Raw genomic sequence first — 13656 nt, 5'->3', positions numbered from 1 at the left:
GGTTGAGACCGGCTGCAAGTCAACCCTTCATGATCCACTTTGGTACGGACGAAAGTGGCATTCCGGCCTTTCATTTTCCACCGCCAGTCCCTATATTCGCTTCGTCGGCTCGACCGACTATGGCGATAAACAGGCGATGAAATAAGCCGTTCGGACCCGGGGGCGGTACCCGGCGCCTCCACCAAAAACCGCTGCTCAGGAGCGGCTTTTGCTGGGGGCGAAATAGGATCGACGAAGGTGTAAAGATCGTACTTTTGCCCGGCATTGTACCACCGTTATCGGGCTAAACTTATAGTTGCCAACGACAACTATGCGGAAGCACGTCTCGCCGCGTAAGCGGTGCGATAGCTTCAATTCAAGCCCTAGTGGTTCGCACTTCTAGGCGGGGTTCGGAGGTACCTGGCAACAGAAACCTCCATTTCTCCCTTTTTTGATAGGCGCAGCTGCAGGTTGGCCGGCGGCTTTTTTTATGCGCCCTGACAGACCCAAGGCGCCGCGGCGTTTATACCAATCCCTGGCTGACCGCATCGATCGCACCGGCGAATGTTTCATCAACGTCTCAGGCTGAGGCGTCTCAGGCTGAGGCGAAAGCCCAAGGGCTTCCCATTATCGGAATCTCCGATGGCAGCATTCGTATCTTCCTGTTTCCCTTCTCTCATGCCTTTGCGGGACAAGGCCTCAGTTTCTCGCCGCGTGTGGTCATGCCCGGCGAGCTACCTGATGGAGACAAGATGAACCAGGAAACCACACCAAAACACGAACGCATCCTGATCGTTGGCGGCAGTTCCGGCATGGGGCTTTCGCTGGCCAAACAGCGGCTTGCCGCCGGCGCTGAGGTTACGATCGTCGGCCGCTCCCAGGACCGGTTGTCGGCCGCACGGCAGCGCTTGCCTCACCCGGAAAGGCTGAGGACGATCGCAGCCGACGTCACAAGTGAGGACGAGGTCCGACGCCTGTTCCAGGATGTCGGTACGCTCGACCACATCGTCTCGACCGCCGCCGACGTCACCGGCGTCTATGTATTGCTTCCCGAGATGGACATCTCCTTGGCGCGGGAAGTGATGGATTCCAAGGTCGTCGGACCGCTTCTTCTTGCCAAACATGGCGCGCCTCGTCTGACGCCCAGGGGATCGATCACGCTGACCTCGGGCATCGCCGCCTATCGTCCGGCGGCGAAAGGCTCGGTGGTGGCAGCCGTTAATGGGCCCTTGGCTCACTCGCCTACGCGCTTGCCGTCGAACTGGCGCCGATCCGCGTCAACGTCGTCTCGCCGGGCTGGGTCGACACGCCGATTTGGGATGCCGTCGCCGGCAGCGGAAAGACGGCTGCGCTGGACGGCATGGCAAAGCGCCTGCTCGTCGGCCGGATCGGGCAGGCAGCCGACATTGCCCAGGCCATCACGTCCCTGATGCATAACGGCTTCATCACCGGAACGGTGCTTCATGTCGATGGTGGCCAGCGGCTGGTCTAGCGATGGCCAAATTTCGCGAACCATTGCGAGGAACAGCCGCAGCACCGGCGCTTGAATGCGCCGGTGGCGCCATATCATGGTGACTGGCGTCACCGCGCTGCTTCCGGCCCAAGGCAACACACCGATATCGGCGTCGGCCGCGGAAGTCACGAGACGCGGAACCAGCGCGCATCCAAGACCGGCTGCAACAAGGCCCCGTATCGCACCCATGCTGGCGAACTCGCCGACGAGTTTTGGACGGTCAGGCAATGTTGCGGCAAACGTTTCGTCGAACATCCGCCTATAGACGCAACCGGGCTGGGTGACGAGGAAGGCCTCGTCAGTCAGGTCGTCGGACCTTATGGCAGAATATCCGGCCAACCGGTGATTTGCCGGCATTATGACGACGAGCTCTTCCTCGGCTATCTGCTCGCTTCGCAGATCCGGCGCCGCCGCCGGGACGGCTCCGAAATGGAACGATACGTCCAGCGCCCCGCTTGTCACGCCGGCACGCAACCCACTGCTATCGTTCGCCCTGAGGTCCAGTTCCACATCGGGATGACGCCGATGGAATTCCCCCAGCAAAGCCGGCAAGCGTGTCGAGCAAAGCGTCTCCGGGCCACCGACCGTCAGGCGACCGGCAACCGTACCGCTCGCGTCGGCGACAGCGGAACGGGCTTCGTCCGCAAGGTCGAGGAGATCGTTTGCGTAGTCCAGCAGGCGCTGTCCTGCCGCCGTCAGCTTCAAGCCACGCCGTGACCTGTCGAACAGCGACGTGCCCAGATCGGCTTCCAGCGCCTGGATCTGTTCGGTCACGCTCGATTGGGCAAGATGAACCCGCTCGGAGGCGCGCGTGATGTTCAAGGTGGTGGCGACCGCCACGAAGGTCTTGAGATGTCTAAGCTGCATGTCTTGAACCCGTCGTATAGGCATAGGCTGCTTTGAACCGGGACCGCAAACGTGAAAAGGCCGGGAACATCGCCCGGCCTTTTTGTCTCGATAGGTGAAGCTTACTCCGCCGGCGCTTCCGCAACGTCCCGGCTGCGGCCGAGCGTTATCTTGGCCAGTGTGAAGGAGATCGCCGCGCACAGCGTGATGCCCGCCACCATCGGCAGCGGCGTGCCGTCGAAAAACACGCCGGCGACGCCCATGGCGACAGCGCCGATGGCGAAGTGCAGCGTGCCCATCAGCGCCGAAGCGGTGCCGGCGATCTCGCCATGCTCTTCCATGGCCAGCACCGACGTTGTCGGGATGACCAGGCCGAGAAAGCCGTAGCCGATGAACAGCAGCGCCGCCATTACGTCGAGCCGGTCGACACCCGATGCCATCACCGCAAACAGCACCACCATCGTCGTCGCATAGCCCGTCACCGCGACGCGCACCACGCGCTGCAGCCCAAACCGCTCCGATAGCAACCCGGTCAGCTGCGACATGCCGATGAAGGCAACCGCATTGATCGAGAAGAACACGCTGTAAACCGAAGGCGACAGGCCATAATGGTCGATCAGGATGAAGGACGAGCTCGACAGATAGACGAAGAAGCTCGCAATGCCGAAGCCGGCGATGGCTGTCAGGCCAAGGAAGTTGCGGTCGCCCATCAGGAAGCGGTAGCCGGAAAGTGCCGTCCCGAAGGACGAACCGGCGCGCTCTTCCACCGGCCGCGTCTCCTTGAGAGAGGTCGCCAGCAGGATGGTGGCGAGCACGGCCGCGCCCGTCACCGTCCAGAACACGGCGCGCCAGCCGAAATTCTCGATGATCTGGCTACCGGTCAGCGGCGCCAGGATCGGCGACACCGAAAACACCAGCATCAGCAGCGACATCAACTTGGCGGCCTCGGTGCCGGTATGCAGGTCGCGCACGATCGCGCGCGGCACGGCCATGCCGGCGCTGGCGCCGAGCCCTTGCAGGAAACGGAAGGCGATCAGCCATTCGATCGAGGGAGCCAGCGCCGAGCCGACGCCGCCGACCATGAACAGCGCCAGGCCGCCGTAGAGCGGCAGCTTGCGGCCGACCATGTCGGAGATCGGTCCGACGACGATCTGGCCGAAGCCCATGGAAAGAAAGAAGATCAGCAGGCTCATCTGCACCGCGGCAGTGCCGGCATGCAGATCCTCGCCTATTGACGGCAGGGCCGGAAGATACATGTCGATGGCAAACGGGCCGATCGCGGACAATAGGCCGAGCACGACCGCAATGCGGAGGAATTTGGCGTTCATGATAGCAGGCTCTTTCGAATTCTGGTTGCCGCCGAGGACCGGCGCGTAACCCTAGGACGTTCCATCCCGTGGAGTTCCGACTCTTCTGCGGAACGAAACTCCCTTCGTGCAGTCCACAAATTTAGACAGGCTTGTCTAATTCGTCAACCACCTCTATATAGTTTTGCATGAAGGCCAACGTTTCTCCTGACATTTTCCCGCCACGGGGCCATGAGGCCAAGCGGATGTCGATTGTCGACGCCGCCACCTCGGTCTTCTGCCGCGAAAGCTTCGCCGGTGCCAATATCGACATGATTGCCGCCGAGGCCGGCGTCTCCCGCCAGACCATCTACAACCATCACGGCGACAAGGAAAAACTCTTCGTTGCCATCGTCCGCGACCTCACCGAACGTTGCAACGCCGGCATCTTTGCCACGATTTCCACTTTTCCCGATCAGCCGAAGGATCTCGAGGCCGACCTCATCGCCTTTGCTGTGCGGATGACCCACAACTGCATTTGCAACCGCGACGGCAAATTCCTGCGCAAGCTGATCCAGACCGAGGGCGGGCGCTATCCCGAGTTGTTCGCCGAATGGCGCGAAGAAGGACCGGGCAGGACATGGCCGGCGATCGCCGCCCGCTTCGCCCGCCTCGCTCATGCCGGCTTCCTTGATATCGACGATCCCGACGTCGCAGCGCGCCAGTTCATGGCGCTTGCCAATGCCGAGTTGCAGACGACGTTCATGCTCGGCGGCACACCGACCGAGGACGAGGTGGTGCAGTCGGCGACAAATGGCGTGCGCACCTTCCTGCGCGCCTTCGGCAAGCGGCAGCCTGTGGCTGGTAAACACGGCGCGCTCGCCAGCGCTTGACGATCAAAGCCGTTTGACGATCAAATCGTCGCCGATGGGCTTCGCTTCCGCACGCAGGCGATCTATATCCGGTTTACGCCGCGCTCAAGCTTGATTACAGCTATCAGGACGATTCAACGGAACCCGACAGCCACATGGCCGACGACCACATCCGCTACGACATTCTGGCCCAGGAGGCGTTGCGCGGCGTCATGCGCAAAGTCCTGGCCGAGGTCGCGCGCACCGGTCTCCCGGGCAACCATCACTTCTTCATCACCTTTCTCACCGGCGCGCCGGGTGTGCGCGTATCGTCGCGGCTGCGCGAGCGCTATCCCGAACAGATGACCATCGTCATCCAGTTCCAGTATTGGGACCTGAAGGTGAGCGACACCGGCTTCGAAGTCGGGTTGTCGTTTTCCGACGTGCCGGAGAAACTGGAAATCCCGTTCTCGGCAGTGCGCGGCTTTTACGATCCATCCGTCAACTTCGAGCTCGAATTCGACGTCAAGACCGATACCCCGGCGGAACAGGAGACAAAGGCCAAGCCTGCTCCCGAGCCGCTGGCCATCGTCGCCGAGAAAAAGCCTGAGACGAAGAAGAAAAACGCTGAGGTGGAAAAGAAGCCTGCCGCGGCCGACGCCGGTGCCAAGGGCGCCGACGTGGTGTCGCTCGACGCCTTCCGCAAGAAATGAGCCGACGGGCGGCGTGACATGGCCGAGATCGTCAATCTCCGTCAGGCACGCAAGCAGAAGGCGCGAACCGAGAAGGAGCGCCTGGCCGAGCAGAACCGGGCGCTGCATGGCCGTTCCAAAACCAGCCGGGATCGCGACCGCCTGATCGCCGGCAAGGCCGATAAATTCGTCGCCGGCCATCGCCGCGAAAAATCGGGCGATTCGGACAAATCCGATGCTTGAAGGTGAATAGGATCGTTGCGTGAGCCCGGTCGAAAAGCGCTCGGTCACGATTCGCGGCCACCGCACCAGCTATTCGCTCGAAAAGCCTTTTTACGACGACCTGATCGCTATTGCGGCCGTGCGAAAACTGACGCTCGCCGCGCTTGTCGCCGAAATCGACGAGAGCCGCCCGCGCGATGCGAACCTCTCCTCGGCGCTCAGGCTCTATGTGCTGGATTGGGCCAAGCGCGGCAAGTTTTAGCCTTCAGGCAACGCTATCCTGTTTCCTGCGCCGGATACGGAAGCCCAGCAAAGCCGAGCGGTCGCGTTCTTCGGCCTGTTTCTTCGATCTGACGCGCATCAGGTCCTTCCAGCCGACATAGCCCACCAGCCGGGCATTTTCTCGTGTGACGACCGGCAAATGGGACACGTTCGCCATCAGCAGCTTGTCGGAGAGACCCTCGAGATACTCATCCGGATAGGCCAGCGTGACCTTGCTGCCGGCCAGCAGTTCGCCAAGCGTCGTCGTGCGGTGCTTGCCGGTGCGTCTCCAGCGCAGGATCGCCGGCGGGTCGATGACGCCAAGCACGTGGCGCTCTTCATCGACGACCGGAAAGCTCGGATGTCGTGTCTCCGGCGCCGTCAGGAACGCTGCCGCGCCGTGCAGCGTCATTGTCGCCGGCACACTCTCGACGTCGCTGGTCATCACCTCGCGCACCCTGGTCAGGGCGAACGGATCGACACGGTATTCGCGAACCATGTGATGCCCTCGCCGTGCGATTTTTTCGGTGAGGATCGAACGCTTCATCAACAGCACGGTCACCGCGTGCGCAGTGGCAGTTGCCGCGATCAGCGGCACCAGGACATGGGTGTTGCCGGTCAGTTCGACCGCAAAGAAGGTGGCGGTCAGCGGCGCACGCATGGTGCCGCCCATCGTCGCCGCCATCGCCAGCAGCGCCCAGAAGCCCGGATCGGCGGCCGGTAGGAAGCCGGCGAGGACCGCGCCCATCGCCCCGCCCATGATCAGCAGCGGCGCCAGCACACCTCCCGACGTTCCCGAGCCGAGTGCGACCGACCAGATGATCGCCTTCACCACCAACAGGGTGAGCGCAGCGGTCGCTATGGTGCGGCCATCCAGCATGTCGGCGATATTGTCATAGCCGACGCCGAGCGCCTGCGGCTCGATCAGCCCGCCAATGCCGACCACCAGGCCGCCGAGCATCGGCCACCACATCCAGTGGATGGGCAGCTTCTGGAAACCGTCCTCGCAGGCATAGACCATCTGGGTCAGCAACCCCGATAGCAGCCCGGCTGCCATGCCGACCAGCACCCAGCCGGCAAGGGCTGGAAATGAAACCTCCATGCCGCCCTGAAACGGGAAGATCGGCCCCGGCAGGTGCAGCATGGTGCGCTCGACCTCGGCAATAACCGCGGCGACCGCTACGGGAATGAAGCTGCGCGGCGTCCATTCGAAGAGCAGCAATTCCACCGCAAGCATGATGGCAGCGATCGGTGTTCCGAACACGGTGGTCATGCCGGCCGCCGCACCCGCCACCAGCAGCGTCTTGCGTTCATTGTCGCCGACCGGCAGCATCTGCGCGATTAGCGAGCCGATGGCGCCGCCGGTCATGATGATAGGCCCTTCCGCGCCGAATGGCCCACCGGTGCCGATCGAGACTGCCGACGACAACGGCTTCAGGATTGCCACCTTGGCGTCGAGCCGCGAGCGTCCGAGCAGGATCGCCTCGATGGCTTCGGGAATGCCATGGCCGCGAATCTTGTCGCTTCCGAAGCGAGCCATCACACCGATGATCAATGCCCCGATGACCGGAACAAATACCGAGGCATAGCCAAGCGGCGTATCCTGCAGTTTCAGGTCGGCGAGCGTGAACTGGCCAAAATAGGCGATGTTCGTGGCAAGCCGGATCAGCTTCAAAAGGGCAATGCCGGCAAACAGCCCCACCGTCGCCACCACCACCGCTATGCCGGCAATGAGCAGCACCCGGGCATCGGTGGTAAAATCGCGCAGATGTCCGGGGTTGGCGTGATCGGACTTCATTTGCAAACCTTGCTTTCTGGCGGCGTGCCGACTTGCGGATGGGTCGCTGGCCGTGCCACCGATGATGGCGGGCACGAGCCATGTTGGTGCGCTCTGTATCGTAACACGATATAAATGTTCAAGGCCGTTTGCGGCTTTGTCGGAAAGGAATCGATGGCAGACATTTCGAAGCCACAAAAGCGCGGCGCAACGATCGGGCCGGCCGATTACCAGAGGCTGTCCGAATTTCGTTACCTGATCCGCCGCTTTCTCGAATTCAGCCAGATCCAGGCGCAGGAAGCCGGCCTGACACCACGCCAGCATCAGGCCCTGCTTGCAATCAAAGGGTTTCCCGGCGGAGGGCCGGTGACCATTGGCGACCTCGCGGAGCGCCTGCGCATCCGCCATCACAGCGCAGTGGAATTGGTCAACCGTCTTTGCGAAGCCGGGCTCGTCGCGAGGGACCACGACGAGGAGGACCACCGCCGCGTGCTGCTGCGGCTGACCGAGCGCGCCGACGACAGTCTCGCCGATCTGTCAGCCGCTCATCTCGACGAACTCGGGCGGATCGAGCCGATGCTCAAGCGCTTGCTTGCTGGACGCGACACATAAGGGATGCGCCGTCACCCGCCATTCAGCGATTTTAGCAGATCGTCGATCGACGAGGGATCGAACTTGAGCTTTGGCGGGGGCTGCACTGGCGATGGCACGTTATTTGTAGCCGGTGGCGCCCGTTCCGCTCGCTCCGCCGCGGCCTTGCGTTCGGCGTCGAGCCTTGCCTTCTCTTCCGAGGCGATCCGCAACGCCTCTTCCGCCCTCTGGCGTTGCTGTTCTTCGGCCTGCGCTGCTTCCTCGGCAGCCTGTTGCGCCGCCTTGGCTTTGGCTTCGGCATCCGCTTTGGCCTTTGCAGCCGCCTCGGCTTTCGCCCTCGCCTCGGCTTCGGCCTTCGCCGCTGCATCCGCCTTCGCCTTGGCTTCGGCCTGCGCCCTGGCCTCCGCTTCGGCTTGGGCCTGCGCCTCAGCTTCGGCCTTTGCCTTGGCTTCAGCCTGGGCCCTCGCCTCCGCTTCGGCTTGGGCCTGAGCCTCGGCTTCGGCCTTTGCCCTGGCGTCGGCCTCAGCCTTCAGCCGCGCCGCTTCCTCCTCCTGCTTGCGCCGTTCCGCCGCCGCTCTTTCACGCTCGGTTTGCAGGGCAGCGTAGTAGCGCACCTCACGCCGCAGCCTTTGTTTCTCGAGCAGTGCGGCTTGCATGGCTTCGACTCGCTGCTGCTCCTTTTCCAGCGCACGCTGGGTCAGGAACTGGGCCAGCGGCTCGCTGTCGAACTGCCGTTTGGTGGCGCCGAACGGACCGTCGACGCTGAAATTCAAAATCGGTTCGGAGCCGACCAGCGCCTCATCGCCGGGTCGATAGGCGATCTCGCCCTTGGCATCGACGGTGCTGGTGTTCAGATCGGCGGTGATGTCGGCGGACAGCGTCGCGCCCGGGCTTTCCAATTTGACCGGCGGCGCCCTCAGCGTGCCGCCGGCGATGGTGAAGGCAATATCGGTGTCCTGCGCCGGAAAACTGCCCGCCGCGGCGATCTGCGGCACAAAACCGGCAGTCTTCGACGCGTCGATATCGCGCCCGATCGCGTCGGCCTTGGCAATAAATGCGCCAAAGGCATCGGGATTAAAGCCGGCAATAGTCATACCCTTCAGCGTCGCCGTGCCGGAACCGGACAGCGCCGCGACCATCGCGTCGACCGATTTGCCGCTGGTCGAAAGCGCCGTCGAGAAATCGCCGCTTCCGCTGATGCCGGCCTCCGGCAGCACAGCTGTCAAATCGGAGCCGGCGAGTTTCATCTGACCGGAGAAAAGCCCGGTGCCGTCATTGTTCTTGAGCTCGAACAGGCCACTCAACTCGCCCCCGAGGAATTTTGCCTTGAGGTCGGAAACACGGATGCCCTCCTGGTCGAGCTGCAGCGAAAGCGCAGCGTCATAGGCGGTGGCAAGCGGGCCAGCGGCAAGCGACGCCGCCGTCAGATCGAGATCGGCGGTAAATGGCAGACTGGATTTCTGGCTGAACGGTGCCGTCGGCCAGGTCCTGTCATTGACAAGGAAAGCCTGGTCGCCGAACAGCATCACCGCCATCGGATCGAGGTCCAGCTCGTCCAGCGACAGCGCGCCGGCAAGATGCGGCAGCCCCTCTTTGATGTCGATATTTACGTCACCGGAAACCGCCGCTTCGTTGACGGCGCCGCTGAGTCCGCTCAGCACCAGGAGACCATTGCCGTAGTCGGCATCGGCAGCAAGCGACGTCGACATGCCGGTCTCCATGCCGGGCAGGCCGACGCCGGTCGTCATCAGCCATGGCGAGATGTCGGCCGTTTCAAGGCTGACCTTGCCCTTGGCGGCCGCGCCCTGAGGCGTGTCGGCAATTGTCCCGTCGAAACCAGCTTTGAAGTCATTGCCGGCCAGGCTGAATCGTGTCGCCAGGCCGCCGCCAAGCGTGCCTTTGGCCGAGACGTCGGTGGTCGCCTCGCCGAGCATGCCGAGCGGCAGTGCCGGCAGACCGTAAAGCGCCAGAAGCGCGGTAGCGTCGGCGTTCCTTGCGTTGAAGGTCAGCGTCACCGGCGCTTCGAGAGGCCGGTCGAGCGCCCCTTTGCCGGACAACGACGCCGAAAAGGCCGAGCCACCGGCCTTGCCCTGTGCGCTCATGGCCAGTCCGGTCGTACCATCGCCATTGTCTGCGGCACTCGTGACCGCGTCGATACGCGCATCCTGGAACAGTTCGGGATAGGCAGCAGCGCGCTCCGCCAGCCACTTCAGCACCGCATTGTCTGGATAATGCTGGACGGCGACGTCGATCAGCGGCTTGAGGTCGACGGCGACCACCGAGGCGTCGAGCTTGCCGGTCGGGCTCGCCGGGAAATCCTTGATCCGGCCGGTGGCGCTGATCGAGGCGCCGGCAAGTCCGCCGACCGACAGGCGGTCGATCTCAAGCAGCCCCTCACGCAATCTAAGTGCAGTATCGACGCTATCGGCGGTCAAGCCGCCGGCGCTGACCGGCCCGGCCTTGATCTGGAAATCGAGGTCGCGATCGGAAAAGCGGTTGGCGCCCTTGTCGCTGACGAAGATCGAGGCGAAGGCAGCGAGCCCATCGACGTCGAGTTCGCCACCTTCGAGTTGCATCAGCACCGATGGACGGGTTTCGTCGGGCTGGTTGGAATCGATGCGGCCGGAGAACTTCGCCTTGCCGAGGATGAGTTCGAGATCGCTGAAGGCCTGGTGTTTTTCGCTCAAATCCACCTTGGCCTTGAAGCCGGCGGCCGGCAAACGGCGGATCGCCTCGTCGACGTCCTTCGACAGCCAGGCGGCAAAGCCGGAGGGCTGCGCCACCGCCAGAAGCAGCGATCCGGTGAAACCGAAATGGTCCTCGACGCTGACCATGCCATTGGCTTCCAGCTTGGCGCGACCGGGCAGCGTGGCGGCCAGCGATTTTACCGCCCAGCCGCCTTCGGCCGGCTCGGCGGACAGATGCACGTCGCGAACCGTGGTGTCGCCTGCGACCACCGCCGGCAGTTTCACCTCGACCGTGCCCGGTATGGTCGGCTTCGGCAGATCGAGCAGCGCCTCCTCGAGCGCCGCCACCCGTTCGGACAGCGTCAATCCGGCCCCGGCCGCCGCCCCGACGGCCTCGTCGAACTGCACCTGCGCGCCATTGGCCTCGATAGAGAAATGCGGCTTCAGCCCAAGGTCGACCGCAGCCTTGCCGTCGGCGGTGTAGGGATTGTCGAGCGGCCCGGTCTCGAAGCGGAATTCGTCGACGCCGAGCTTCTGGTGGTCGAGCGAAAACTTGCCGTTCAGCCTGAAGCCCGGGTCCGGTTTGCCGGCGCTGACCTTCAGCGCCTCGCCGCCGGTGCCGCGCGGCCGCGCCGCGGTTCGGTCTGCGCCCGATATCTTGAACTGGCCCGAATAGACGGCGGCGCCCTCAACGAGGCCCACATTGCCGTCGGTCTCGATGACCAGCGGATAGGCATCCGGATCGGCCTTGAGCCTGAGCCGCATTTGCCCGTCCGGTTCGGCCTTGCCGGTGGAAGCGGCGATCGTGGTCCGCAACCCGTCCAGCAACAGTGAGCCGTCCAGCCTCCAGGGGCCGGCCAGCGACTTGGCCGAGATCGTTGAGTTGATCTCGGAAATAAGATGGCTGCGCCCGCCGGCGGCGTGGCTGAGCGCGATCTGTCCTTCCGTCACCGTCAGCTTCTCGATGGAAATCTGACCGGGATCGAAGGGCGAGGATGGCCGTATAGTCCAGTCGACCGTGCCGTCGGCGGCGATGTCGATCGTCGCCTTCGGCCGCACCAGCCGCATGTCGAAGATTAGCACTTCACCGCGCAGGAATGGCGCGAGTTCTGCATCCATCGAAAAGGTTTCGACGGTCATCGCCGGCTGGCCGTTGGGGCCACCGGCAACGGCGACATTCGAGAACGTCACCGAGGGGAACGGCAGCAGCCTCGCCGTCGCATCGCCTTGCACGGTCACCTTGCGACCGAGGACGGCACTGGCCTCGCGCTCGAAATCGGCACGGTAACCCGTCCAGTCGACAAAGTACGGCACCACCAGCGCCGCACACAGCACCAGCACAAGAAGCCCACCGAAGATCACGAACAGGCGTGCGAGCATCAGCTCCTGGATAGTTTTGGTTGAAAGTCAGTGGCACTCTACCCGCATCAGCGTGTCGATAAAGAGGCAAATGGGGGCACGGCAGCGGCCTGAAGGTCAGTCCTTTCCAGGCAATATCTTGCCGGGGTTCATTATATTCAGCGGGTCGAGCGCCTTCTTGATCGTGCGCATGATGTCGACGCCATGGCCAAGCTCGTGCCGCAGGAAGCCGATCTTGCCTTGCCCTATGCCATGCTCGCCGGTGCAGGTGCCGTCCATGGCGATGGCGCGCATGTTGAGCCGCGCCACGAATTTTTCCGCCAGCGCGATCTCCTTCGGATCGTTCACGTCCATCAGCACCAGCACATGGAAATTGCCGTCGCCGGCATGGCCGACGATCGGCGCGATCAGGCCCATCTCGGCGATATCCACCTCGGTCTCGGTGACACATTCGGCAAAGCGCGAGATCGGCACGCAGACATCGGTCGACAGGCCCTTGGCACCCGGCCGCAGCGTCAGCGACGACCAGTAGGCATCGTGCCTGGCCTTCCACAATTTCGTCCGCTCTTCGGCGACGCTGGTCCACAGGAACGGACCGCCGCCATTTTCCTCGGCGATCACGCCGAAGGTTTCGGCCTGCTCGGCGACGCCGGCATCGCTGCCGTGGAACTCGACGAACAGGCACGGGCTCTCCGGATAATCAAGCTTCGAATAGGTCTTCATCGCCCGCATCTGCAGCGCGTTGACCAATTCGATGCGCGCCACCGGAATGCCCATCTGGATGGTCGCGATCACCGCATTGCACGCCGCCTCGACACTGGCGAACGGGCAGACGCCGCCCGAAATCGCCTGCGGAATGCCCTGCAGCTTCAACGTCAGCTGGGTGATGATGCCGAGCGTGCCTTCCGAGCCGATCAGCAGCCGTGTCAGATCGTAGCCGGCCGAGCTTTTCTTGGCGCGCTTGCCGGTCGTCACTGCTTCACCGTCGGCCATCACCGCGGTCAGCGACAGGACGTTTTCGCGCATCGTGCCGTAGCGCACGGCGTTGGTGCCCGAGGCCCGCGTCGCCGCCATGCCGCCGAGCGAGGCGTTGGCGCCCGGATCGATCGGAAAGAACAGGCCGGTGTCGCGCAGGTGCCGGTTGAGGTCCTCGCGCGTCACGCCGGGCTCGACGGTGCAATCGAGGTCCTGGGGATTGACTGCAATGATGCGGCTCATGCGTGACGTATCGAGCGAGATGCCGCCGCCCGGCGCGTTGGTGTGACCTTCCAGCGAAGAGCCGACGCCGAAGGCGATCACCGGCACGCGATGCGCCGCGCATGCGCGCACGATCTCCTGCACCTCCTGCGTGGTCTCGGCAAAGGCGACGCCGTCCGGCGCCTGCGTCGGAATATAGGTCGTGGTGTGCGCGTGCTGGGCGCGGATCGCCTGGCCGGTCTGGAATCGCTCGCCGAGCCGCTGCTTGAGGATGCCGAGCACGGCGGCAATGCCTTCTTCGTTGCGCTCGACCGGATTGAGGTCGCTTAGAGCCATCGATTCCTCCGCGAATGGACCAGCGTCCACCCTTGTTCTGCTTCTACGGATGCGTAGTC

At 63.5% G+C, this 13656-nt stretch carries 9 protein-coding genes, 1 other RNA gene and 2 pseudogenes; 7 read left to right on the top strand and 5 right to left on the bottom strand.

The window, feature by feature from the left end; genetic code table 11:
- Nucleotides 1-64 precede the first annotated feature (64 nt).
- Nucleotides 65-420, top strand: a transfer-messenger RNA (tmRNA) gene (gene ssrA, locus NKJ84_RS05360).
- A 311-nt stretch (nucleotides 421-731) separates the two neighbouring features.
- Nucleotides 732-1471, top strand: a pseudogene (locus NKJ84_RS05355) (SDR family oxidoreductase).
- 24 nt (nucleotides 1472-1495) lie between these two features.
- On the opposite strand, the pseudogene NKJ84_RS05350 reads toward NKJ84_RS05355, so the two are convergent.
- Together NKJ84_RS05350 and NKJ84_RS05345 are read right to left on the bottom strand one after the other, a co-directional pair.
- Nucleotides 1496-2359: pseudogene (locus NKJ84_RS05350) on the bottom strand (LysR family transcriptional regulator); the annotation flags it as partial.
- Nucleotides 2360-2460: 101 nt separating this feature from the next.
- A complete protein-coding gene (locus NKJ84_RS05345) occupies nucleotides 2461-3666 on the bottom strand; it encodes a multidrug effflux MFS transporter (protein WP_023676705.1) in 1206 nt (401 codons plus the stop codon).
- 167 nt (nucleotides 3667-3833) lie between these two features.
- Here NKJ84_RS05345 and NKJ84_RS05340 point away from each other — a divergent pair, with 167 nt between their 5' ends.
- From NKJ84_RS05340 to NKJ84_RS05325, 4 genes are all read left to right on the top strand, one after another.
- On the top strand, nucleotides 3834-4517 hold the full coding sequence (locus tag NKJ84_RS05340) for a TetR/AcrR family transcriptional regulator (RefSeq protein WP_352505636.1): 684 nt from the start codon (nucleotides 3834-3836) through the stop codon (nucleotides 4515-4517).
- A gap of 134 nt (nucleotides 4518-4651) precedes the next feature.
- Complete coding sequence (locus NKJ84_RS05335; protein WP_254818944.1) at nucleotides 4652-5188, top strand: SspB family protein; 537 nt, start codon at nucleotides 4652-4654, stop codon at nucleotides 5186-5188.
- A gap of 18 nt (nucleotides 5189-5206) precedes the next feature.
- Entirely contained in the window at nucleotides 5207-5410 is a 204-nt protein-coding gene (locus NKJ84_RS05330; protein WP_352505635.1) for a DUF4169 family protein, read from the top strand.
- A gap of 19 nt (nucleotides 5411-5429) precedes the next feature.
- The gene (locus tag NKJ84_RS05325; RefSeq protein ID WP_254818946.1) at nucleotides 5430-5651 is read left to right on the top strand and encodes a ribbon-helix-helix domain-containing protein; all 222 of its coding nucleotides are present in this window, start codon (nucleotides 5430-5432) and stop codon (nucleotides 5649-5651) included.
- Between the two features lie 3 nt (nucleotides 5652-5654).
- Here the strand turns inward: NKJ84_RS05325 and NKJ84_RS05320 are convergent, their stop codons facing one another.
- A complete protein-coding gene (locus NKJ84_RS05320; protein WP_352505634.1) occupies nucleotides 5655-7448 on the bottom strand; it encodes a chloride channel protein in 1794 nt (597 codons plus the stop codon).
- 153 nt (nucleotides 7449-7601) lie between these two features.
- On the opposite strand from NKJ84_RS05320, the gene NKJ84_RS05315 reads away from it, so the two are divergent.
- Nucleotides 7602-8039, top strand: coding sequence for a MarR family winged helix-turn-helix transcriptional regulator (locus NKJ84_RS05315; RefSeq protein ID WP_352505633.1), 438 nt, complete (start codon nucleotides 7602-7604; stop codon nucleotides 8037-8039).
- A gap of 11 nt (nucleotides 8040-8050) precedes the next feature.
- On the opposite strand, the gene NKJ84_RS05310 is transcribed toward NKJ84_RS05315, so the two are convergent.
- Both NKJ84_RS05310 and NKJ84_RS05305 read right to left on the bottom strand, forming a co-directional pair.
- On the bottom strand, nucleotides 8051-12085 hold the full coding sequence (locus tag NKJ84_RS05310; RefSeq protein ID WP_352505632.1) for an AsmA family protein: 4035 nt from the start codon (nucleotides 12083-12085) through the stop codon (nucleotides 8051-8053).
- 96 nt (nucleotides 12086-12181) lie between these two features.
- The gene (locus NKJ84_RS05305) at nucleotides 12182-13597 is read right to left on the bottom strand and encodes an FAD-binding oxidoreductase (RefSeq protein ID WP_352505631.1); all 1416 of its coding nucleotides are present in this window, start codon (nucleotides 13595-13597) and stop codon (nucleotides 12182-12184) included.
- Nucleotides 13598-13656: the final 59 nt, after the last annotated feature.

The sequence above is a fragment of the Mesorhizobium sp. M0048 genome, from assembly GCF_040323405.1.
In the GTDB taxonomy this organism is placed as follows: Bacteria; Pseudomonadota; Alphaproteobacteria; order Rhizobiales; family Rhizobiaceae; genus Mesorhizobium.
The sequence above is the reverse complement of the archived record's forward strand: the minus strand, read 5'-3'. Positions and strand labels throughout refer to the sequence as shown.

What these genes read in the sequence shown, in the direction of transcription:
- NKJ84_RS05345 (WP_023676705.1), bottom strand. Translation starts at nt 3,666, where the DNA reads ATGAACGCCAAATTCCTCCGCATTGCGGTCGTGCTCGGCCTATTGTCC.
- NKJ84_RS05340 (WP_352505636.1), top strand. Translation starts at nt 3,834, where the DNA reads ATGAAGGCCAACGTTTCTCCTGACATTTTCCCGCCACGGGGCCATGAG.
- NKJ84_RS05335 (WP_254818944.1), top strand. Translation starts at nt 4,652, where the DNA reads ATGGCCGACGACCACATCCGCTACGACATTCTGGCCCAGGAGGCGTTG.
- NKJ84_RS05330 (WP_352505635.1), top strand. Translation starts at nt 5,207, where the DNA reads ATGGCCGAGATCGTCAATCTCCGTCAGGCACGCAAGCAGAAGGCGCGA.
- NKJ84_RS05320 (WP_352505634.1), bottom strand. Translation starts at nt 7,448, where the DNA reads ATGAAGTCCGATCACGCCAACCCCGGACATCTGCGCGATTTTACCACC.
- NKJ84_RS05315 (WP_352505633.1), top strand. Translation starts at nt 7,602, where the DNA reads ATGGCAGACATTTCGAAGCCACAAAAGCGCGGCGCAACGATCGGGCCG.
- NKJ84_RS05310 (WP_352505632.1), bottom strand. Translation starts at nt 12,085, where the DNA reads ATGCTCGCACGCCTGTTCGTGATCTTCGGTGGGCTTCTTGTGCTGGTG.
- NKJ84_RS05305 (WP_352505631.1), bottom strand. Translation starts at nt 13,597, where the DNA reads ATGGCTCTAAGCGACCTCAATCCGGTCGAGCGCAACGAAGAAGGCATT.